At 65.3% G+C, this 21111-nt stretch carries 23 protein-coding genes; 13 read left to right on the top strand and 10 right to left on the bottom strand.

The genetic code is table 11. The annotated features are described in order from the left end of the window. Window positions 1-48: 48 nt before the first annotated feature. Together CVM73_RS07085 and adhP are read left to right on the top strand one after the other, a co-directional pair. Window positions 49-459: a DUF2000 family protein gene (locus CVM73_RS07085; protein WP_100231295.1), complete on the top strand. Its 411-nt coding sequence runs from the start codon at window positions 49-51 to the stop codon at window positions 457-459. Between the two features lie 140 nt (window positions 460-599). Further along, window positions 600-1625 (top strand): alcohol dehydrogenase AdhP, encoded by a 1026-nt coding sequence (gene adhP, locus CVM73_RS07090; protein WP_100231296.1) that lies wholly within the window; start codon window positions 600-602, stop codon window positions 1623-1625. A gap of 67 nt (window positions 1626-1692) precedes the next feature. On the opposite strand, the gene CVM73_RS07095 is transcribed toward adhP, so the two are convergent. The 3 genes from CVM73_RS07095 to CVM73_RS07105 are packed head-to-tail and all read right to left on the bottom strand — an operon-like array spanning window position 1693 to window position 2915. Then, on the bottom strand, window positions 1693-2106 hold the full coding sequence (locus CVM73_RS07095) for a GFA family protein (RefSeq protein WP_100231297.1): 414 nt from the start codon (window positions 2104-2106) through the stop codon (window positions 1693-1695). A gap of 15 nt (window positions 2107-2121) precedes the next feature. After that, window positions 2122-2583, bottom strand: a complete 462-nt coding sequence (locus CVM73_RS07100; protein ID WP_100231298.1) for an SRPBCC family protein — start codon at window positions 2581-2583, stop codon at window positions 2122-2124. After that, window positions 2580-2915 (bottom strand): ArsR/SmtB family transcription factor, encoded by a 336-nt coding sequence (locus CVM73_RS07105; protein WP_100231299.1) that lies wholly within the window; start codon window positions 2913-2915, stop codon window positions 2580-2582. Before CVM73_RS07105 ends, CVM73_RS07100 begins: the two co-directional genes overlap by 4 nt. Before the next feature lie 107 nt (window positions 2916-3022). Here CVM73_RS07105 and CVM73_RS07110 point away from each other — a divergent pair, with 107 nt between their 5' ends. The 6 genes from CVM73_RS07110 (at window position 3023) to CVM73_RS07135 (ending at window position 8997) form a co-directional block, all read left to right on the top strand. Continuing rightward, entirely contained in the window at window positions 3023-3718 is a 696-nt protein-coding gene (locus tag CVM73_RS07110; RefSeq protein WP_100231300.1) for a TetR/AcrR family transcriptional regulator, read from the top strand. Then, a complete protein-coding gene (locus tag CVM73_RS07115) occupies window positions 3715-4503 on the top strand; it encodes an HlyD family secretion protein (protein ID WP_100231301.1) in 789 nt (262 codons plus the stop codon). The genes CVM73_RS07110 and CVM73_RS07115 overlap by 4 nt, the downstream gene beginning before the upstream one ends. After that, a complete protein-coding gene (locus tag CVM73_RS07120; RefSeq protein ID WP_100231302.1) occupies window positions 4500-5432 on the top strand; it encodes an ABC transporter ATP-binding protein in 933 nt (310 codons plus the stop codon). The genes CVM73_RS07115 and CVM73_RS07120 overlap by 4 nt, the downstream gene beginning before the upstream one ends. After that, on the top strand, window positions 5429-6592 hold the full coding sequence (locus tag CVM73_RS07125) for an ABC transporter permease (protein ID WP_100231303.1): 1164 nt from the start codon (window positions 5429-5431) through the stop codon (window positions 6590-6592). Before CVM73_RS07120 ends, CVM73_RS07125 begins: the two co-directional genes overlap by 4 nt. 29 nt (window positions 6593-6621) lie before the next feature. Then, complete coding sequence (locus CVM73_RS07130; RefSeq protein ID WP_100231304.1) at window positions 6622-7929, top strand: adenylate/guanylate cyclase domain-containing protein; 1308 nt, start codon at window positions 6622-6624, stop codon at window positions 7927-7929. Window positions 7930-8082: 153 nt separating this feature from the next. Further along, the gene (locus tag CVM73_RS07135; protein WP_100231447.1) at window positions 8083-8997 is read left to right on the top strand and encodes a PhzF family phenazine biosynthesis protein; all 915 of its coding nucleotides are present in this window, start codon (window positions 8083-8085) and stop codon (window positions 8995-8997) included. Window positions 8998-9109: 112 nt separating this feature from the next. Here the strand turns inward: CVM73_RS07135 and CVM73_RS07140 are convergent, their stop codons facing one another. Together CVM73_RS07140 and CVM73_RS07145 are read right to left on the bottom strand one after the other, a co-directional pair. Next, on the bottom strand, window positions 9110-9571 hold the full coding sequence (locus tag CVM73_RS07140) for a DUF488 domain-containing protein (RefSeq protein ID WP_100231305.1): 462 nt from the start codon (window positions 9569-9571) through the stop codon (window positions 9110-9112). A 9-nt stretch (window positions 9572-9580) separates the two neighbouring features. Next, window positions 9581-10417 carry a DUF72 domain-containing protein gene (locus tag CVM73_RS07145; RefSeq protein WP_100231306.1) on the bottom strand — a complete coding sequence of 279 codons (837 nt, stop codon included), beginning with the start codon at window positions 10415-10417 and terminating at the stop codon, window positions 9581-9583. 103 nt (window positions 10418-10520) lie between these two features. Here CVM73_RS07145 and CVM73_RS07150 point away from each other — a divergent pair, with 103 nt between their 5' ends. From CVM73_RS07150 to CVM73_RS07165, 4 genes are all read left to right on the top strand, one after another. Continuing rightward, entirely contained in the window at window positions 10521-10916 is a 396-nt protein-coding gene (locus CVM73_RS07150) for a hypothetical protein (RefSeq protein ID WP_100231307.1), read from the top strand. Between the two features lie 88 nt (window positions 10917-11004). Beyond that, window positions 11005-11208, top strand: a complete 204-nt coding sequence (locus CVM73_RS07155) for a hypothetical protein (protein WP_100231308.1) — start codon at window positions 11005-11007, stop codon at window positions 11206-11208. A 243-nt stretch (window positions 11209-11451) separates the two neighbouring features. Next, window positions 11452-12579: a glycosyltransferase family 2 protein gene (locus tag CVM73_RS07160; protein WP_100231309.1), complete on the top strand. Its 1128-nt coding sequence runs from the start codon at window positions 11452-11454 to the stop codon at window positions 12577-12579. A gap of 6 nt (window positions 12580-12585) precedes the next feature. Then, window positions 12586-14088 (top strand): glycosyltransferase family 39 protein, encoded by a 1503-nt coding sequence (locus CVM73_RS07165; protein WP_100231310.1) that lies wholly within the window; start codon window positions 12586-12588, stop codon window positions 14086-14088. Window positions 14089-14150: 62 nt separating this feature from the next. Here the strand turns inward: CVM73_RS07165 and CVM73_RS07170 are convergent, their stop codons facing one another. After that, window positions 14151-16040, bottom strand: coding sequence for a CHASE2 domain-containing protein (locus CVM73_RS07170; RefSeq protein ID WP_100231311.1), 1890 nt, complete (start codon window positions 16038-16040; stop codon window positions 14151-14153). Window positions 16041-16101: 61 nt separating this feature from the next. After that, the gene (locus CVM73_RS07175; protein WP_167406684.1) at window positions 16102-16626 is read right to left on the bottom strand and encodes a FecR domain-containing protein; all 525 of its coding nucleotides are present in this window, start codon (window positions 16624-16626) and stop codon (window positions 16102-16104) included. Window positions 16627-17291: 665 nt separating this feature from the next. On the opposite strand from CVM73_RS07175, the gene CVM73_RS07185 reads away from it, so the two are divergent. Continuing rightward, on the top strand, window positions 17292-18380 hold the full coding sequence (locus CVM73_RS07185; protein WP_167406685.1) for a DUF2778 domain-containing protein: 1089 nt from the start codon (window positions 17292-17294) through the stop codon (window positions 18378-18380). Between the two features lie 30 nt (window positions 18381-18410). On the opposite strand, the gene CVM73_RS07190 is transcribed toward CVM73_RS07185, so the two are convergent. The 3 genes from CVM73_RS07190 to CVM73_RS07200 all read right to left on the bottom strand — a co-directional run bounded on the left by CVM73_RS07190 (window position 18411) and on the right by CVM73_RS07200 (window position 21106). Next, the gene (locus CVM73_RS07190) at window positions 18411-19763 is read right to left on the bottom strand and encodes a caspase family protein (RefSeq protein WP_100231315.1); all 1353 of its coding nucleotides are present in this window, start codon (window positions 19761-19763) and stop codon (window positions 18411-18413) included. A 108-nt stretch (window positions 19764-19871) separates the two neighbouring features. Beyond that, the gene (locus tag CVM73_RS07195) at window positions 19872-20501 is read right to left on the bottom strand and encodes a glutathione S-transferase N-terminal domain-containing protein (protein WP_100231448.1); all 630 of its coding nucleotides are present in this window, start codon (window positions 20499-20501) and stop codon (window positions 19872-19874) included. A gap of 11 nt (window positions 20502-20512) precedes the next feature. Next, complete coding sequence (locus CVM73_RS07200) at window positions 20513-21106, bottom strand: cysteine hydrolase family protein (RefSeq protein ID WP_100231316.1); 594 nt, start codon at window positions 21104-21106, stop codon at window positions 20513-20515. Window positions 21107-21111 lie beyond the last annotated feature (5 nt).

The raw sequence follows: 21111 nt of genomic DNA on the forward strand, positions 1-21111 counted from the left end.
GGGTTCGCGCTAAACGGCGCGCTCCGGAATGACGGTGGAAGGAACCACATGCAGTTCGACACCAAGATCGCGGTCGTGATCCGCACCGATCTTCAGGCCTGGCAGAAGCTCAACGTCGCGTCCTTTCTCACCAGCGGCATCGCCGCGGCCTTTCCGGACTGCATCGGCGAGGCCTATGAAGACGCCTCAGGCACGAAATATCACGCGCTGATCGGTCAGCCGATCCTGATCTATGGTGCCGACGCTGCCGCGCTGTCCCGCGCGCTCGACCGCGCACTTGCGCGTAACGTCGTGCCGGCGGTCTACACCGAGGACATGTTCAGGACGACGCATGATGCGGCCAATCGCGAGGCGGTAAGGGCGGTGGCGCGCACTGACCTCAATCTCGTGGGTATCGGCATGCGTGCCGAGCGCAAGGTGATCGACAAGATCGTCGATAGTCTGAAGTTCCATAGCTGACGTTGTCGCGCCTTACGCAGCGCGTCATCGGAATGTCATGATCGCGATCGACTTGCGCAAACTTTGTGCTGTTTGACCCCCGTCAAAGGAGTCCCGTTCGCTGCCGCTAGTCTGCGCTCATGATGCAAGGGAGCAGACCGATGCCGACCATGAAAGCCGCAGTCGTCAGACAATTCGGCAAGCCGCTGGTGATCGAAGATGTGCCGGTGCCGCAGCCCGGCCCGGGCGAGGTCCTGGTCAAGGTGAAGGCCTGCGGCGTCTGCCATACCGATCTGCACGCGGCATCCGGCGACTGGCCGGTGAAGCCGGTGCCGCCTTTCATCCCCGGCCATGAAGCCGCCGGCATCGTCACCGCGCTTGGGCCCGGCGTGAAGAATCTCAAGGTCGGCGATGCCGTCGGCGTTGCCTGGCTGCATGACGCCTGCATGGCTTGCGAATATTGCGAGACCGGCTGGGAGACGCTGTGCGAGCATCAGCACAACACCGGCTACAGCGTGAACGGCGGCTTCGCCGAATATGTCATCGCCTCAGCTGCCTTCGCCGCAAAGCTTCCGGCCACGGTCGATTTCGCTGCCATCGCACCGATCCTGTGCGCCGGCGTCACCACCTACAAGGGCTTGAAGGAGACCGAGGCCAAGCCCGGCGAATGGGCGGTGATCTCGGGCGTCGGCGGGCTCGGCCATGTCGCGATCCAGTACGCCAAGGCGATGGGCCTCAAGGTCGCCGCCGTCGATATCGCCGAGGACAAGCTCGCGCTCGCGCGCGAGACCGGCGCTGATCTTGCGGTCAATGCGCTCGCGGACGGCGCGGTGGACAAGGTGCTGGCGGCAAGCGGCGGAGGCGCGCACGGCGTGCTGGTGACGGCGGTCTCGACTGCCGCGTTCGCGCAGGCGCTGAAGATGGTGCGCCGCAAGGGCACCGTTAGCCTCGTCGGCCTGCCGCCGGGCGAATTCCCGACGCCGATCTTCGACGTCGTGCTCAAGCGCATCACCGTGCGCGGCTCCATCGTCGGCACCAGGCGTGACCTGGATGAGGCCATCGCCTTCGCCGCCGACGGCAAGGTCAAGGCCGAGGTGAGCAAGGTGCCGCTCGCGCAAATCAACGACGTCTTCGACCGCATGAAGGCCGGCAAGATCGACGGCCGCATGGTGCTGGATTTTGGCTAAAGCGTTTTCGAGCGAAGTGGATACCGGTTCGCGTAAGGAAAACGCGTCAAAACAAGAATCTATCGCCTCAGCCCGGCGGCATGCCTGCGAACCTCGTCAGGCTGGGATCGATCTGATCCCAGTCATGACCGCGCGCGGCGAAGGTGACCGCCTGCGGCCTGTAGCGGGCGGGCTCGTCGAGGCTTGCCGCCCGGATCGTGAAGACGTCGGGCTGCGCCGCGAAGGTCATGTACACAGGCACGCCGCATCGTGTGCAGAAGCCGCGCGTCTTCACGTTGCCGTTGTCGGCGACCATGTCCCAATGCTTCGCTTCTCCGGTGAGCGTGACGCCAGCGCGCGCGAATGTCGCGTAGGAGCCATGCCCGCTGCCACTTTCCCGCTGGCAGTCCCGGCACTGGCAGTGATTGCTGAACAGGGGCTCCCCCAGAATCGAATAGCGGATCGCGCCGCAGGCGCAGCCGCCGGTATAGGGCTTGTCCATCTCAATATCTCCCACTCACTTTTCGCCGCTGATCTCGTCGAGCTGGCGGACAACCTTCTTCCAGCCGCCGCTCATGACCGTGAAGGCCGACTCGTTCCTGGGCAGGACGAAGCCGGCATGGACCAGGCGGATCCGCGTGCCGGCTTCGACCGGGGTGAGGGACCAGGTCACGACGGTGTCGAGCGGTGCGCCATAGCCGGTGTTGCGCTCGTCGCCGCCCTTCCAGGCGTAGACGAGGCGGCGGTTCGGCACGACCTCCAGAACCCGGCAAAGGATCACGCCGTCCCACGCGCCGCCCGGGGTGGTCTGGAACGTGAAGGTGTTGCCTTCAATCGCCTCGAAGCCGGTCGGCTTCATCAGCCAGCGCGCGATCAACGCGGCACTGGTCAGCGCCTTCCAGACCGTCTCCGGCGCATGAGGGAGCACTTCGTCAATGACGATGTCCTTTGTTTCAGCTTTCAACGCGGCAGTACTCACGGATCGATCTCCTTCAAGAGGTCACGCAGGTTCTGGAAGCGCTCGCGCCAGAAGACGCCGTAGTGATCCATCCAGGTCACCAGCGGCTCGAGTCCTTGCGGCGCGGCGCGGTAATAGACGTTACGGCCCTCTGCACGCTCGGCAACGAGACCGGCCTGCTTGAGGGACTTCAGGTGCTGCGAGATCGCGCCCTGAGTGACGCCGCTGCCGCGCGTCAGCTCGGCGACGCTGATCTCCTTGCTCTCGAACACGCGCTCGAACACGGCGCGCCGGGTTGGATCGGCGAGGGCGCGCATCACGATGGTGACGGGGGTTGGGGCGGCTTCCATCATGAGGTTAAATTAGTGAAGGCTAATTCATTAGTCAATACTAATTCGTCTTGTGAATGGGGTTGCATCACTGACTTGACTATGACTGACCAGTCAGTCATATATTTCAAATGACCAGGAAGCCGAGCAAGACCGCCGTGCCATCAGCCATTCGCGCCGGCGCGAAGGGCCCTGTGCCGGCTCGTAGCGACGAGGTGCCTGCCTCGAACCGCGCCACGCGTGCGGCGGAGCGGCGTGCGGCGATCGTGGAAGCGGCGATGGACGAATTCATCGCGCGCGGGTTTGCGGCGACGCGGCTCGACGACATTGCCAAGCGCGCGGGCGTCGCCAAGGGCACGATCTACCTGCACTTCAAGGACAAGGAATCGATGTTCGAGGAACTGGTGCGCACCGTGATCGTGCCCGTGGTCACACGCCTCACGACGCTGCCGCCGCCCACCGGAACGGTGCGCGAGCTTGTCGAGACCTTTGCAGGCAACTTCCTGAAGGAGGTGATTGGCACGAGGCGCGGCGATCTGGTGCGCCTGATCGTGGCGGAGGGCCCGCGCTTTCCGTCGGTCGCCGACTTCTATTACCGTGAGGTGGTCTCGCGCGGGATCGCCGCCATGCGCGCGCTGATCGAGCTCGGGATTGCCCGCGGCGAGATCCGCGAAAAGGATCTCGCTCGCTATCCGCAAATCCTGGTCGCGCCCGCGATGATCGCGGTGATCTGGCAGAGCCTGTTTGCGCGGCACGCGCCGCTCGACGCGCAAGAGATGCTGCGCGTTCATCTCGATTTGATTTTTGGCGAACGGAGGACGACATGACGTCGTCGCAAGCAATTTTCAGATTGGCATTGGTCGTCACGCTCGCAACCGGCCTTGCCGGGTGCAACGAGAAGCGCGATCCTGGTTTCCAGGGTTGGGTCGAGGCCGACATGATCTTCGTCAGCCCGGACGAAGCGGGTCGGGTCACCAAGCTCAACATCCGCGAAGGCGACGAGGTCAAGGTCGGCGATCACCTCTATTCCGTCGACGACGATCTCCAGCGCGCCGATCTCAATCAGAACAAGGCGACACTGGCGAACGCGCAGCAGACCTATGACCGCGCGGCCTCGCTGAGCAAGACCGGCTCGGGCACGCAGGCCAATCTGGACTCCGCCGTTTCGGCTTTGCGGGTGGCGGAAGCGCGGGTGGCGACGTCGGAGACGCGGATGGCGCGGCGCAAGGGCTTTGCGCCCGTCGCCGGCACCATCCAGCAGATCTATTTCCGCGAGGGCGAGATGGTAGCGGCGCAGCGGCCGGTGCTCTCGATCATGCCACCCGGCAACATGAAGCTGCGCTTTTTCGTGCCGGAGGCCGAGCTGCCCAAGCTTGCGATCGGCGATACGGTGCGCGTTTCTTGCGACAATTGTGCGGCCGACCTCACCGCGAAGATCTATTTCATCGCGACCTCGGCCGAATACACCCCGCCCGTGATCTACAGCCTCGAGGAGCGCAACAAGCTGGTCTATCTGATCCAGGCGCGGCCCTCGCGGCCTGATGCCCTGCGGGTGGGACAGCCGATCGACGTCTATCTCAATCCGAAGACACCGGTGGCGGACAAGCGATGAATGGCGGCAACGGCATCGCGATCGACGTCAAGGGCCTCACGAAGTCGTTCGGCGGCCGCGAGGTCGTGCACGATCTGTCGATGCAGGTGAAGCGCGGCTCGATCTACGGCTTCCTCGGGCCCAACGGCTCGGGCAAGACCACGACTATCCGCATCCTCTGCGGGCTGCTCACGCCTGATAGCGGCGAGGGCACCTGCCTCGGCTATGACATCCGCCGCGATGCCGAGAAGATCAAGCGCCAGGTCGGCTACATGACCCAGCGCTTCAGCCTGTACCAGGATCTCTCGGTGCGCGAGAATCTCGAATTCGTCGCGCGGCTCTATGGCCTCCCCGACGCGCGCGGCGCTGCGCGCGACATGATCAAGCGGCTCGGGCTCTCAGGGCGCGAGGAGCAGCTTGCGGGTGAGCTCTCCGGCGGTTGGAAACAGCGGCTGGCGCTGGGGGCCTGCACGTTGCCCAATCCACAATTGTTGCTGCTCGACGAGCCGACCGCCGGCGTCGACCCCAAGGCGCGGCGCGATTTCTGGAACGAGATCCACGCGCTCGCCGCCGAGGGCCTCACGGTGCTGGTCTCGACCCATTACATGGACGAGGCCGAGCGCTGCCACGAGATCGCCTACATCGCCTACGGCTATCTGCTGGCCCACGGCACGGTGGAGGAGGTGATCGCGAAGTCCGCGCTCACGACCTACACCGTCACGGGCGAAGACCTGAACGGCCTCGCGGCCGAGCTCACCGGCAAGCCCGGCATCGACATGGTGGCGCCGTTCGGCACCTCGCTGCACGTTTCGGGGCGCGACGTCGCCGCGCTCGAAGCCAGCATCGGGCCGTGGCGCGAGAAGAGCGGCCTGGACTGGCAGAAGTCGTCGCCGTCGCTCGAAGACGTGTTCATCGAGCTGATGAGCCGCTCCAAGGACAATTTCCAATGAGTGCAGTCGACCATCCCGCACCACGCCGCGAAATCCGCGAGCGCTTCGGCTTCCTGCGGCGCTCTTATGCGATGCTGATCAAGGAGTTCATCCAACTCAGGCGCGACCGCGTTTCGTTCGCGATGATCGTGATGCTGCCGGTGATGCAGCTCATGCTGTTCGGCTATGCCATCAACACCACGCCGCACCATCTGCCGAGCGCCGTGCTGCTCCAGGAGGATTCCGATCTCACCCGCTCGATCCTGAAGGCGCTCGAGAACACTGCCTATTTCCGCTTTCTCTACGAGGTGCACGACGTCGATGATTTCGACAACCTGCTGAAATCCGGCAAGGTGCTGTTCGGCGTCGAGATCCCGCGCGGCTTCGAGCGGGCGGTGCGGCGCGGCGACAGGCCGGCGTTGCTGGTTGCGGCCGATGCCACCGATCCGGTCGCGGCGAGCGCCGCGCTCGGCTCGCTCGGCACGCTCGTGCAGACTGCGCTCAAGCACGATCTCTATATCGGCGATCCCCCGGAGATGCCGTTCGAGATCCGCGCGCATGCCCGCTACAATCCGGCCGCGGCCTCCAGCCTCAACATCGTGCCGGGCCTGGTCGGCACCATCCTGACCATGACCATGCTGATCTTCACCGCGCTGTCTGTCACGCGCGAGGTCGAGCGCGGCACCATGGAGAGCCTGTTGTCGATGCCGATCAGGCCGGTCGAGGTGATGTTCGGCAAGATCGTGCCCTACGTCCTGGTCGGCTTCGTCCAGGCCTTCCTCATCATCGGCATCGGCGTCGGTCTGTTCGGCGTGCCCGTGCTCGGCAGTTTGTTCCTGCTGGCGCTCCTGTCGACGCTGTTCATCACCACCAATCTGTCAATCGGCTACACCATCTCGACGCTGGTGCAGAACCAGCTCCAGGCCATGCAGATGTCGATGATGTTCTTCCTGCCGAGCATTCTCTTGTCCGGCTTCATGTTCCCGTTCGCAGGCATGCCGGCCTGGGCGCAATATCTCGGCGAATGCCTGCCGCTGACGCATTATTTGCGCATCGTCCGTGCGATCATGCTGAAGGGCGCGGCCATGCAGAATCTGCGTTTCGATACGCTGGCGCTGGCAGCCCTGATGCTGCTCGCCATGACCATCGCCGTGACGCGCTTCCGCCGCACGCTGGATTGAGGCACAATGCCCCGGAATCGGGGGGTGAAATGGTCAGGTTTGCAAGCAGGAAGGCCCGGCATCATGCCGTGCTATCGGAGGACTTCGAGCGCGAGCTGACTCGGGAGGTGCTGCGCACCGAGCTGCTGCGGGTGCGGGCGCTGATCCTGACGGGCTGCGTCATGATGCTGCTGCTCACCGCGATCTATTTGATCGATCCCAGTGTGGTGAACCGGGTGTGGCGCGGAACGGAAGGGCTTGTCGAGGTCTACGGCCTCCTCGGCGGCTTCATCCTGTTCGAGGTCTGGATCCACACCCAGATCAGGACGAACCTTCGGCTCGATCGCGATCTGCCGGTGGTCAGGCGCTATATCGGCACGCTGATCGAGACGTCACTGCCCACGGTGATCTTGATCCTGCAAACCCGGACCATGGGCCCAAGCCAGGCTCTCGGCTTCGCCGTGCCGCTGATGTACTTCATCTTCCTCATCCTCTCGACCCTGCGGCTCGACTTCTGGCTCTCTGCATTCACAGGCTTCGTGGCCGCAGCCGGGCTGCTGTCCGTCGCGCTGCACTACAACGCGGCTGATGAGACCGGCGACCCCCTGATCTATTTCCACGCTGTGCGCAGCGTCGTCATCCTGATCTGCGGCGTGCTGGCCGGCGCCGTCGGCGCTCAGCTGCGCCGCCAGTTCGCCGCGAGCATTGCGGCCGCGACCGCGCGCGACCGGGTAACCAACCTGTTCGGCCAGCACGTCTCTCCGCAGGTGGTGGAACGGCTGATGGCGGCAGGAACCAGCGGGGGCGGTGACGTCCGCCGCGTCGCGGTGATGTTTGTTGATTTCCGCGGCTTCACTGCCGGCGCGCAATCGCGCAGCCCGCAGGAAGTGGTCAACCGGCTCGACGGCGCCTTTGCGGTGCTGGTGGACATCCTCGACCGTCACGGCGGCATCGTGAACAAGTTCCTGGGCGATGGCTTTCTCGCCCTGTTCGGCGCGCCGCTGGAGGCCTCCGACGCCGCGCAGCGGGCGGTTGCCGCGGGCCGCGAGATGTTGCGCGCGATGGACCGCATCAACGCGCAGACGAGCTGGCCGCTGCGCATCGGCATCGGCATCCATTTCGGCGAGGTCGTCGCCGGCAATATCGGCTCGCCCCGGCGCAAGGAGTACACGGTCATCGGCGATACCGTGAACCTCGCCTCGCGACTGGAGGCGCTGAACAAGGAGTTCGGCTCTCAGCTCCTGATCTCCGCGTCCGTCCGCGAGGCGCTGGGCGCCGACGGCAGCGATGCCGTCGCGCTCGGCGAAGTCGAGGTGCGCGGCTACGAGCGGCCGGTGGCAGTGTTTCAGCTGGGATAGCCCGCATCAGACGTTTGTTGCGCGCAGTTCTCTTCCTTCATCGGCAATTGCTCCGATTGCTCCGAATTTTGGGGCATGACGAGCGATGTCGCCGGCTTGTAGACTGCCGGCGATGCGGCCGATCGCGGCCGTCACTTGCATGAGGAAGAGACGATGCAGCGCCGCTACATCACCGTGGACGTGTTCACCGACCGCGCCTTCGGCGGCAACCAGCTCGCCGTGGTGCTCGATGCCGGCGGCCTGTCGACGGCGCAGATGCAGGCGATCGCCACCGAGTTCAATTATTCCGAGACGACCTTCGTGCTGCCGCCGCGCGACAAGGCCAACGACGCCGAGGTGCGCATCTTCACTCCGGTCCGGGAGCTTCCCTTCGCGGGCCATCCCAATGTCGGCACCGCCTTCGTGCTGGCGCGGTGCAGCAACGAGCCCCGGCCGCGTTTGTTGTTCGAGGAGAAAGCGGGAATCGTCCCGGTCGAGATCTGGCGGGAGCAGGGCGAGGTCGTTGGCGCCGAGCTGACCGCGCCGCAGCCACTGGCCCGTCTTGCAAAGCTGTCCGCCGCCGAGGTCGCCGCCTGCCTGTCGCTGACCGCGGACGACATCAAGATCGATCGCCATGTACCTGAGGCCGTCGGCGTCGGCACGCCGTTCGTGGTCGCGGAATTGCATTCGCGCGAAGCCCTGCGGCGGGCGAGCGCCGATGCTGCCGCCTTCGGCCGGACATTGCCGCGCGGCGGCGCGTTCTCGGTCTATTTCTACACGCGCGACATTCCCGCGGCGGAAGCCGGCTGCGACCTCCAGGCGCGGATGTTCATGCGCGGCGCCGGCGGTTTTGCCGAGGACCCCGCCACAGGCAGCGCAACAGTCGCGGCGGCCGCCTTGCTCGCCGAGCTCGATCCCTTGCGCGACGGCGAGCTGGAGCTCACGGGCGGCCAGGGCTTCGGTATGGGGCGGCCGAGCATCCTGCGCACGACAGTCGAGAAGGAGGGCGGTGCTCTGCTCAATGCCTACGTCGGCGGCCATTGCGTGCAGATGATGGAGGGGACGTTCAAGCTCGCGGGGGAGGGGTAGGTTGTCATTCCGGGGCGCGCGTAGCGCGAACCCGGAATCCATTTGTCCATGACCTCTGCCGCTCGATGGATTCCGGGTTCGCGCCAAGGCGCGCCCCGGAATGACGATGCAGCTACACCTGCCGCCCGGCCAAATTCTTCACCGTCACCCCATCGCGCTCCTCGATGATCTCCGCGATCATCTGGCGGTGGCAGTGGGTGTGGTCGCGCTCGTAGCAGAGCAGGCACACCGGGCCGGCCTTCTTCACCAGCGCCGAGAGCTCGTCCAGCTCTTCTTTTGCCTGCGGTGTCTTCAGGTGCTTTGAATAGATCTTCTGCAGCACGTCGTATTGCCCGCTGCGCGCGGCTAGGCGGCCCTCTTTCGGCGTGCCGAGCGCGGCGAGATGGACATAGGCGATGCCGCGCTCGTCGAGGCCTGCCGACAGCTGCTTCTTGGAAAAGCCCGGCCGGCGCGACGACGTCACCGCGCGCACGTCGACCACGAGCTTGACGCCGGCTTCTTCCAGCTCGTCCAGCACGGCCTTGGGCGGCGTCTGCTCATAGCCGATGGTGAAGAGCTTGTTCGCCTTTGCCATGAACCATCCTCAGCTCACCCGCGCGATCAGTTCCATGGCGCCGTGCGGTGCGCGCACCTTGCCCTCGTGGATGACATAGGCGAACACGTCGCGCGGCTCCTTCTTCGGCTTGGCCTTGTCAACCTTCGGCAGGTCGTCGGGTTCACCGCCCGAAGCCCAGTCCTGGAAGCGCTTGGCCCAGGCATCGAGCTGCTTCGGCGGATAGCAGGTCTTGATCTCGTCATTGCCCTTTTGGAGCCGCGCATAGACGAAGTCGCCGGCGACATCCGCGATAGCAGGATATTTGCCGTGCTCGGCGAACACCACCGGTGTCTCGAATTCGCGGATCAGCGCGACGAAGTCAGGCGTGCAAAAACTGTCATGGCGCACTTCCACGACGTGGCGCAACGCGCGTCCATCGAGCTTGCGCGGCAACAGCTCCAGGAACTTGCCGAAATCGGCGCCGTCGAACTTCTTGGTCGGCGCGAACTGCCACAGCACGGGACCGAGATGATCGCCGAGCTCCAGCACGCCGGAATCATAGAACCGCTTGATGGAATCGCCGGCCTCGGCGAGCACGCGGCGGTTGGTGGCGAAGCGCGGTCCCTTCACCGAGAACACGAAGCCATCGGGAACTTCGCTCGCCCATTTGCGAAAGCTCTCCGGCTTCTGCGAGCCGTAATACGTGCCGTTGATTTCGATCGAGGTCAGCTTCGAGGCGGCATAGGACAGCTCCTTCGCCTGCGTGAGCTTCTCCGGATAGAACACGCCGCGCCAGGGCTCGAAGGTCCAGCCGCCGATGCCGATGAAGATGTTGCCGGATTTTTTTGACGCGGTTTTTGCTTTGGCCACGGGAGGATCTCGCATCGTCGGGGGGAGATGGGCTGTATCCTAATCAAACCAGACGTGATTGGCCAGTTGGCCCGTCCTGTCTAAGCTCGCGACGGACCCGCGAAGAAGGAGAACAACAATGCGGATGCTGACGGTGGGAGCCGCGCTCGTCATGATGACATCTGCTGCCATGACATCTGCTGCCATGACATGTTCTGCCTTGGCGGATGACGACGACGCGAAAAGCGCACAGAAGCTTGCCCAGCAGGGCCGCGACGACTACTGGCATTGCCTGGCGCGGGAATATTCGCGCGACTCCAATCAGGGCCTGTCGGAGCAGGATTTCGGCCGCTCGGTGGCAGGCGCCTGTCCATCGGAGCGGCAATATTACCGGGTGGTGCTGCTCGACTATCTCACCACGCAGTATCCGAACATCGATACCGGCGCCCATCTCGCCACCGCGAACAGGGCGGTGGAGGCGGCGCAGAAGGACATCGTGATGGCCTTCATCAAGCACCGGCCGCCCCAGAAGTAAACCGCTCACCAGTGCTGTCCGCGAGCTCTTCCGGCCGCGCGCTCATCCATGGTATCAGTGGGCTGATCTGGAGCAGGGATGGACTTGCATGTCGTCTGAGTCGGTGGGTGGCATTCTGGGGGCGATCGTCGCGGCGATCGTGCTTGCGGTCGCCGTCGTGTTCGGGCCGATCGGCCAGTACGGCAAACCGCCCAAGCCGGCGAAAGTCGAGTCGGCCCCGGCGGCGGCACCGGCAGCCCCCGCCGCGCCCGCGCCGCGCGGGCCGATCATCCGGGAAGTGCCCAACCAATAGGGCACGAAAAATGGGGTTTCTGCCCCCCTTGCGAAGCGCTTTTGCCGTCCCCATCTAGCTCCTAACGGCGACGTTGAGCGAAGAACTCCGTCGCTGGGACGACCTTGGAATAGCTCAGACCTGCGCCGGATGTACGCGCGGTCCGCCGTTCCGGGGTCGTTGGCATTTTAAGGCCCCCTTTTCGGCTGTTCCCCAGAGACCCCGGCTTGGCAGCGCAGGACGCGGCGGATATACGCTGCCGTCATGGATGAAGCGATCAGACCGGGCGTCGACAACCAGGCTCAAGAGGGGCCGGAACTGTCGGTCATCGTCCCGACCTTCAACGAGCGCGACAATGTCACGGTGCTGTACCGGCGCCTGGAGGCGACGCTCGTCAACGTCGCCTGGGAAGTCGTGTTCGTCGACGACAACTCGCCTGACGGCACCTGGGACGTCGTGCGCGCGCTGGCGCAGAGCGACAGCCGCGTGCGCTGCGTCCGCCGCATCGGCCGGCGCGGCCTGTCGGGCGCCTGCATCGAGGGCATCCTGGCCTCCAGCGCGCCCTATGTAGCCGTGATCGATGCCGATCTCCAGCACGACGAGACGCAACTGCCGAAGATGTTGCTGCTGCTCGCAAGCGATCAGGCCGACCTCGTGGTCGGCAGCCGCTATATCGAGGGCTACAAGAGCGAAGGCTTCAACAAGCAGCGCGCCGGCGCCAGCGCGCTCGCGACCGAGGTCGCCAGGAAGATGCTGCGGGTCGAGATCGCCGATCCCATGAGCGGCTTCTTCATGATCCGTCGCGACCGTTTCGAGCAGCTCGCGCCAAAGCTCTCCGTCCACGGCTTCAAGATCCTGCTCGACGTCGTCGCGACCGCGCACGGCAGCTTGCGGGCGGTCGAGATTCCCTACACCTTCGGTGCCCGCCAGCACGGCGAGAGCAAGCTCGATTCCATGGTCGCGCTCGACTTCCTCGGTCTCGTCTTCGCCAAGCTCACCAACGACATCGTCTCGCTGCGCTTCATCCTGTTCGCGATGGTCGGCGGCATCGGCCTCGTGGTGCACTTGACCACGCTGTTCATCGCGCTTCAGTTGTTCAAGGTGCCGTTCGCGGAGGCGCAGGCCGCCGGCGCCATCGTCGCCATGACCAGCAATTTCATCCTCAACAACTTCCTCACCTATCGCGACCAGCGGCTGAAGGGCTTTGCGCTGCTGCGCGGCCTGATCGCCTTCTACATCGTGTGCAGCGTCGGCCTGCTCGCCAATGTCGGCGTCGCCTTCTCGGTGTACGACCAGGAGCCGATCTGGTGGCTGGCCGGCCTGGCCGGCGCGCTGATGGGTGTGGTGTGGAACTACGCGATGTCCGGACTGTTCGTCTGGCGCAAGAAATAGCTCACAATGGGCGGAGCTGACGCGCGGATCGTCCGCAATACCGCGCTGCTGATACTCGCGCTGGTCGGATTGCGGCTCGTCGCAGCCGCCTTCACCCCGATCACGTTCGACGAAGCCTATTACTGGATGTGGTCGAAGAACCTCGCCGGGGGCTATTACGACCACCCGCCGATGGTCGCCTATGTGATCCGCGCCGGCACCATGATCGCGGGCAATACCGAGCTCGGCGTCCGCCTGGTCTCGATCCTGCTCGCACTGCCGATGAGCTACGCGGTCTATCGCTCAGCCGCGATCCTGTTCGGGGGCGCGCGCGTCGCGGCCACCAGCGCCATCCTGCTCAACGTGACGCTGCTGGCCTCCGTCGGCACGCTGATCGTCACGCCCGATGCGCCGCTGCTGGTCGCCTCCAGCTTCGTGCTGTTCTTCCTCGCCAAGGTGCTGGAGACCGGCCGGGGTGCCTGGTGGCTCGCGGTCGGTGCCGCCGTCGGCGCGGCGCTGCTGTCGAAATACACCGCGATGTTCTTCGGACCAGCGATCCTGATCTGGCTCGCGTCCGTGCCGAAGCTCAGGCGCTGGTTTCTCTCGCCCTGGCCATATCTCGGCGGCCTGGTTGCCCTGGCGCTGTTCTCGCCGGTGATCCTTTGGAATGCGGACCATCAATGGGTCTCGTTCGCAAAGCAGCTTGGCCGCGCCAAAATCGAGGACTTCCGCCCCGTCTTCATCGCCGAGCTGATCCCGACCCAGATCGCGTTCGCAACGCCGCTGGTCTTCATCCTCGGCGCGATGGGCCTGCACGCGCTGACCTGGCAGCGCGCCGGCGCGCTGGCCTCGCGCGTGCTGATCGAGACGATGTTCTGGACCATCGTCGCCTATTTCGTCTGGCATTCGCTGCATGCCCGCGTCGAAGCCAACTGGTTCGCGCCGGTCTATCCACCCTTCGTTGTCGCCGCGGCCGCCGCTGCTAACCTCGCGCAATGGAAGCCGCGCCAGCGGCGCCTCGTCGACTTCTGCCTGCGCTGGGCCGCACCCGTCGGCATCGTGATGTTTGCCGCGTTGATCGTTCAGGCCAATACCGGCTGGCTGTCGGGCTATCGTCGCGATGCCACCGTGCGCAGCGTCGGTGTCGGCTGGCGCGAGCTTGCCGCAGAGATCGACGCGGTGCGCGTGCGCAGTGGTGCGACTTGCGTGCTCGCACAGGACTACGGCACCACGAGCTGGCTCGCATTCTATCTGCCGCGCGGCACCTGCGTCGCGCAGCAAACCCAGCGCATCCGCTGGGTCAACATGGGCGAGCCCGATCCCAAGCTGCTCGCCGGCAAGCTGCTCTATGTCGACGAGCTGCGCAGCGAAGGCCATCCCGTCCTCAATGCTCTGTTTGAGCAGGTGACGCAGATTGCGCAATTGCAGCGCAAGCGGGGGCCGCTGGTGGTCGAGACCTACGGTATCGATCTGCTCGAGGGCGCAAAGGGCGAGGTGCTGGATCGCTCGCCGCCGCCGGAAGCGCGGTAAGCTCTTTGTCGTCCCTGCGTTCGCGGGACGACGGCGGCGTGTGTGGTGTGCAGCGGTGGCCTTCAGCCGATCATCTCGGCCTTGGTCGTATCCTGGCCCGGCCCATCCTGGTCGCGCCAGAACCAGACGGTCACGACACCGGAGCGGCCGCGGACCTGGGCGGGCAGCGGACCCGTCAGAACGCCGTCGGGTGCGCCCTGGAAGTCGGCCGCATCCAGCAGCGTATCACTCAATGCGAGCCGCGCATCGTTCTGGGTCGCAATCTCCATCAGCCGGCTTGCGACGTTGACGGTGTCGCCCGTCGCCGTGATGTGCTGATGGCTTTCGCCGAGCCGGGACGCGACGATTGGGCCGCAATGCGCGCCGATCTTGAAGCCGAGCTGACCTGCGATTGCTGGCGCCAGCGAGGCGATCCAGCGTTCGAGGCCGCGATGCAGATCGATCGCGCATTTCAGCGCGCGCGCCGCGTCGTCGGGCATCGCGCGCGGCAACCCGAACAGGATCATGGCGCCGTCGCCGAGAAAGCCGGTGATCATGCCGCCGCAATCGATCGCGGCCTTGTCGATCAGTGCATGAAACGCCTTCAGAAGATCCCTGAGCTCGTCCGGATCGGTTCGCTCGCTCAGACCGGTGAAGCCGGAGAGATCGACAAAGACCACGGCTGCATCCTGCCGGACGGGGTTTGACAGGAAGTTCGGATCTCGCGCCAGCCACTCCTGCACCGCCGGAGCCTGGAATTGCGCAAGCGACCTGCTCTTGGCGGCAAAATATTGCGTGCGGCGGCCTCCGGCCCACAGTTGCACGCCGGCAAAGATCGCAACCGGCGGCACTGCGGCGGCGAGGGTGGTGGCGGCGTTCAGCCAGACGCCATGCGTGAACGCGAACAGGTTGAGCCCGGCCCAGGCGATCATCACCGCGGCCGCCGCCATGATGCCGAGCGCGCTGCGCCGCCAGGCGAGCAGGCCGACCAGCAGCATCGGCAGCAGGATCGCCGTGAGTGCGTCGGCAATACGGACCCTGTGGTCGCGCACGATGGCATCGCCGGCGACGAGATGCGTGATCGCGGTCGAGACCACCTCGACACCGGGCATCAGGGAATCGAACGGCGTCGGATAGAAGTCGCCGCCGCCGGCGACCGAAGCGCCGATCACGACGATCCGGTTCTCGATCGCCGCGCGATCGAGCGTGCCGTCGAAGATGCTCTGTGCACTGACGGTACGGATCGTGCGGCGCGGGCCGTAATAGGTGATCGGCAATGCCAAATCGCCGTCGGTCGGTACCGCGCGATCGCCGAGCATGAGGTGATCGGGAGCGACCGTCAGCGGCTTGTCGAGCGCGCGGGCGGCGACGCGCAAGGGGAACGACAGCTCGACCTTGTCTTGCGTCCGGAACAGCATCGGCACCGAGAGCGGTGAGCCCGATTGACCTGTCGCGACGTTGACGACGCCGACGTCGGCGTGTTCGGCGAATGCGGGCAACGGCTGCAGGAAGCGTTCGGCCTGCGGCAGAACGGCGAGGGGACCTTCGCTGCTGGGTGCCACGGTTTCGCTGGCGGAGGGGAAGATCGCCGCGGCGGCGAGCACCATGGGACCGGTGGCGAGGGTGTTGGCCAGCGTCGCATCGCCGATCGCCGCGCTGCGGTCGACGAGCAGGAGATCGATTGCGACGACCTTCGGCTTGAACTGCACGATAGTGTCGACGACGCGGGCGAGATCGGCGCGCGGCAGCGGATAGCTGCCGCCGCGCTTCACCACGGTGTCGTCGATCGCAACGATGGTGACGAGATCCGGCGGACGCTGCACGCCGCGGGCCTGCGTCCGCCAGTCCGTCAGCGTGGCTTCGAGGCGGTCGAGAAAGCGCAGATGGCCGCCTGCGTGCGCGGCATAGATGCCCGCGCCCCACAGCGCGGTGAGGACGAGTGCCACCAGGATCTGAACGCGTCGGCTGCGCATGCGGTCGTCTTGCAATCTTCTATTGTCCAAATCTCATGGGCCGAGCCTTGTCGACCCAGTCTCATTGCCCGAGTCTGGCCATGAGCGCGTCGACGCGCGGCTGGCCCCATGTCTTGACGGTCAACGGGCCGGTTGGCTCGACGTCGACGCCTTCGCCGGGTCCAAGCACGACGGCGCGTCCTCGAGCCCTGCGGGTCACGCCGACCCGGCCGTCGGCGACGAACACGGAGGTCTTGGCGTCGGCGACATCGACCGCCCATTTCGTGCCGCGCACAGCGGCAATCGCTTGCGGCGTCAGCACCTTGAAGGGGGTGCCCCGCGGCTTCCTGGGCACCTCGACCAGCAGGGCTTTGCTGCTCAACTCCACGGAGTCTATATGTCCGTCGCGGTTGGCGTCCTTAAGTTCAAACTTGGCGCCGTTTTCCGCAACGATGGTGATGCCGTTGTCACAGCGCCAGGTCTGCGTCCCGGCAGCCGACGGTGACGCCGTGCAGCCCGTATTGGTCGCAGGCTGTGCCGTCGCAGATCCAATCAACAGAAGCGACCCTGCCAGGGCGAAAAACCCTGCGCGCGCGATCCCTCTCATGCCAGCCTCCGTTTGCGTGCTCGGCACAGTTCAAGGCGGGATGATACGGTACCGTATCACGCGCAGAGGCTGCTGAAAAGTGCCGAGCTGGCAGCTATTTTCTCGTGGCGGCGATGTCCAGAACCGACGGGATCAACTTTCAGTCACGGCGCCGTGCCGCGTGAGGCCGCGCGGTGGGTGATGCGCTGTTGCCGCGATCGGCGGGCGGAAGCAGGGTCCGATGGACGCGGAGTCCACCAGCCTCACGCAACGCTTCAGCGCTACGTTCAGGGCCAGTTTGAGGACCACGAAAATGACGTTGTTGAATGCGTCATGGATGCGGCCGCACGCGTCGATCAGTTGGCGCAAACCGGTCGAGAAACATGGTTAACAGACGCGACTAAGTCCGTAGTTCTGCGGGCTTTTTTCTCAAAACGGGACAGCGTTAACGAGTTGCCCCACATCCGCCCGAACTTAATCCGCATTTAACTAAAAGTCGCCTTAATGACGCTCCGACCCTTTGCGAGATGCTGTTCCCGGATCGTGACCAGCGGCACTTCGAAGGGGGACTGAGTGACACCGTCCTGGACGCAAGGCGAATGAGTACGAGTATCGCTGCGCAAAGTAACGCGGCACGGAAGTCCAAAAATTTCTCGAAGTATAATTCGCGGAAATCTTCCCGGAAAATGACCACGACGAATTGGCTCGGCGCCGCGGCGATCGGCTGCGTCGTGATTGGCGCCGGCTGGACCATCTACAGCAACGTCTTCGGCGCGAGCGTCTATCCGACCGTCGGCAGCATTGGCTACGACGAGCCGGTGATCAAGCGCGCGCCCAAGGTGGCGCTGCGCGAGGCTGGCGAGGCCATCAAGGAAGCCTTCGCGCTGCTGCCCGACCGGCTCCAGGTCGCAGCTCCGATCTCGCGCGAGATGTTCAACGAGCGCTTTGCCGCGGCCGCGACGCAAGGCGTGCCATCGAATGCGGCGAGCGCCGCGCCCGCGACCCAGGTTGCCGCCGCAAAGGAGACTTCGAAGGACGGCCCGAAGCAGAGCGTGATCGCGAAGGTCGCGGAAGCGCTGAAGCCGGCGGCCAAGACTACTGACAAGACCGCTGACAAGGCCAAGCGCGCGCCGGATGCCCAGATCCAGCTGGCCTCGGCCGATCCGGCCCAGATCGTGCCGGCGCCCGAGGCGAAACCAAAATCCTTCGCCGATCGCGCCAAGGCTGCGGTGATGTCGATCACCGGTCCCCGCCAGTCGATGGTGGAAAAGCTCTGGGGCAAGCGTGAGCCGTCCGGCGGGCTGCTCGCCTATGCCTCGGCCGATGCCAGCGTGACCGCGTCCATCGCGCCGAAGGAGCAGAACCCGATGTTCGGTGGCGCGCCGCCCTATGAGCGCGACACCGCGGTCTACGACATCACCGCCAAGACGGTGTATCTGCCCGACGGCACCAAGCTCGAGGCGCATTCGGGCCTCGGCTCCAATCTCGACGATCCGCGCTCCTCGAAAACCCGCATGCGCGGCGTGACGCCGCCGCACATCTACACGCTGAAGCCGCGCGAGGCGCTGTTCCACGGCGTGCCGGCGCTGCGCCTGACCCCGATCGGCGGCGAGAGCGCGATCTACGGCCGCGATGGCCTGCTCGCGCACACCTTCATGCTCGGGCCAAACGGCGACTCCAACGGCTGCGTGTCGTTCAAGGACTATTACGCGTTCCTCGACGCCTACCGCAACAAGGGCATCCGCAAGCTCGCGGTGCTGGCGCGGGTGGAGTGAGGCGGAGCGGCCTCACCGCTTTCTGCACGGCTAGCGTTTGATGAAAACGAGGTTGCAGGCACGCGCCTCGTTGCGCTTGCCGGTGCCGCGGGTGCGATCGAACTGCGCATCGACCGTAAAGGCGTAAGGCGAGCCGGGCGCAAGATTATTGAGCGTGTAAGTGCTCGCCCCCGTCGTGCCGCGCGCGCTCAAGGTCGTCGTGCCGTCCGCCGGGATCTGGCCGTCGATCTCCAGCCGGTTGACGCCGCCCTGGCCCTGAGCCTCGGCATGAAACACCCCGTTCGTCACGGTGGCAGCGAGGGCCCTGGTGAAGCCCTGCGCCTTGCCGGTCGTCTGGCAATTCAGCGTCACATCCCAGTTGCCGTCGAAGGCCTTGCTTCCACCGGCCCGGGCATTGTCGGTCGCTGGCGCAAGCGCGGTCTTCTGCTTCAGGCCGTCGATCCGCGCCTTGGCGAGACTGGCGAAGCTGCAATTGGCAAATCGCGCCAGATGATCCTCAAAGGCGCCAACGGTGCCGATGCCGTCCGCTGCTTTCCAATGCGCCTCCGCGGATGCGCAAGGATCGGCCTTCGGCGCGGCCTGGGGGGCCGCTGGCGCTACGGTGACCGACACCGGTCCGTTCAGGTAGAACTTGCCGATGATCGACAGCGACAGCTCCGGCAGCTGGGTCTTACCGCTGGAATCATAGACGTCGCTGCTGATGTCGCGAAACACGTCGCCGATTTCCTGCGGCTCCTCGATGTGCTTCAGGAATGCCGTCGTGTAGGGGCTGTTGCGGCCGGTGCCGTCCGCAGCGGTCTGCCCGGATTGCGTCGAGAACGACACGATCGTGCCGCGCGGTGCTTCGACTTTCGACAACCCCCGTCCGATCGAGGCGGCGCGCGTCGCTGAGCGCTTGAGGCTTTCGGCGAGCGGATTGTCGCGGCAGGAATCGAGCACGAGGATACGCAGGTTCTTGGCCTGCTGCAGATCGTTCACGATGTCGTCGACCCGTACGAAGCGCTTCAGGTCTGCTTCATCGGCCAACACGGCATCGACAGGCATCAGATAGTTCACGCCGTTGTACTGCATCGCATGGCCGCTGTAGTAGAACATGGCGACGTCGGCTCTGCTCGCGGCGCGCGCGAAACGGATGGTCAGGTCCTGCATCTCTGCCTGGCGCAGGTCGATGCCCTGGAGCACCTCGAAACCGCTGCGCCTGAGCGAGGCGGCGACGTCTTCAGCATCGTGCGACGGGTTGGGAAGCTGCGCCGTTGAGGCATAGGCGCCGTTGCCGATTACCAGCGCGACCCGCGTTTCCGCCGATGCAGGACCAAAGCACAGCCAGGAGGCGAGGAGGGCAACAGAGAATCCGGGCAGGTGAAATCTTGAAACAGCGCGCATGAATGCCGTCCGGGAAAATATCGAAAAATATCTTCCAGCTTAGCGCATGTCGCGCCGGCATCAATGCCCCGCTATGGAACCGTCAGATTTGGCGGCCGTGGCATCCTGTCACGCCGCCACGGCCTTCCGCAGCGCCATCTCGGTCGCAATCGCCCCCCGCACGGCGGGGCGCGCCTGCATGCGCGCGAGATAGGCCGACAGGGGTGGCCATTGCGCGATGTCTATCCCTGCGGGACGGAGCAGCAGCAGGGCCCAGGTGAGATGGGCGTCCGCGACGGTGAAGCTGTTGCTGACGAGGAATTCGCGCTCCGCCAGATGCGCTGAGGGTACCGACAATGTCTGCGCGATTCTTGCGCGCGGCTTGGCGAGCGAGCCGTCGTCCTTGTACCAGAAGGCCGGAAACAGGAATGCCTTGTGGATCTCGGCGCCGATGAAGCTCAGCCATTCCTGCAGGCGATAGCGATCGAAATCGCCGGGCCGCGGCGCAAGGCCCGTTTCCGGCTTCAGATCGGCGATGTATTGCAGCACCGCCGCGCTCTCGGTCAGCCGCTCGCCGTTCTCCAGCACCAGGACCGGCACCGCGCCCTTCGGTGACAGGTCGCGGAAGTCGCTGCCGTCGTCCACGACCTGCTTGGTCCAGATATGGGCGAGGTGATACTGCGCCTCGATACCGGCCTCCATCAACGCGATGCGGCTCGAGAGCGAGCAGGCCATCGGAAAGAAATAGAGCTGCAGCATCGCATGCTCCATCAAGTCAGTGCGTCGACTTGCGCGATGGTCGCGAAGCGGTCCGACAATTCGGCCAGCGCGACCTGATGGATCGTCCGGGCGTCCAGCGCGCCGCCGCGGCCATCGGGAAGATCGCGGGTGGCGCAGGCGTCGGCCGCGATCGTCGTGCGCAGGCCGAGATCGAGCGCGGCGCGGGCGGTCGAAGACACGCACATATGCGTCATGAAGCCGGCCAGCACGATGTTCTTGCGTCCGGTCGCGGCCAGTCGGGCCTGCAGGTCGGTGCCGGCAAAAGCGTTCGGCAGCGCCTTCTCGATCACGGGCTCGCTGGCGCGCGGCGTCAGGCGATCGACGATCGCACCGCGCGCGGCCTCGCGGTCGAACAGGCCGCCGGCGCGGCCCTTGTGCGCGACATGGAAGATCGCAGCTCCGCTCTCCCGTGCGCGCGCGAGCAGGCGCGCAGCCGCGGCGATCGCCGCTTGCGCGTCGGGCAGAGCCAGCGGGCCGGTGCAATATTCGTTCTGGATGTCGATCAGCACGAGGCAGGCCTCGTTGAGCTTCGGCGGATTGAGATCCGCGCCGGCGAATTCGAGCAGGGTCTTTGGAGCGGTCATGCTGG

Origin of the sequence: Bradyrhizobium forestalis, from assembly GCF_002795245.1 — a bacterium.
Lineage (GTDB): Bacteria > Pseudomonadota > Alphaproteobacteria > Rhizobiales > Xanthobacteraceae > Bradyrhizobium > Bradyrhizobium forestalis.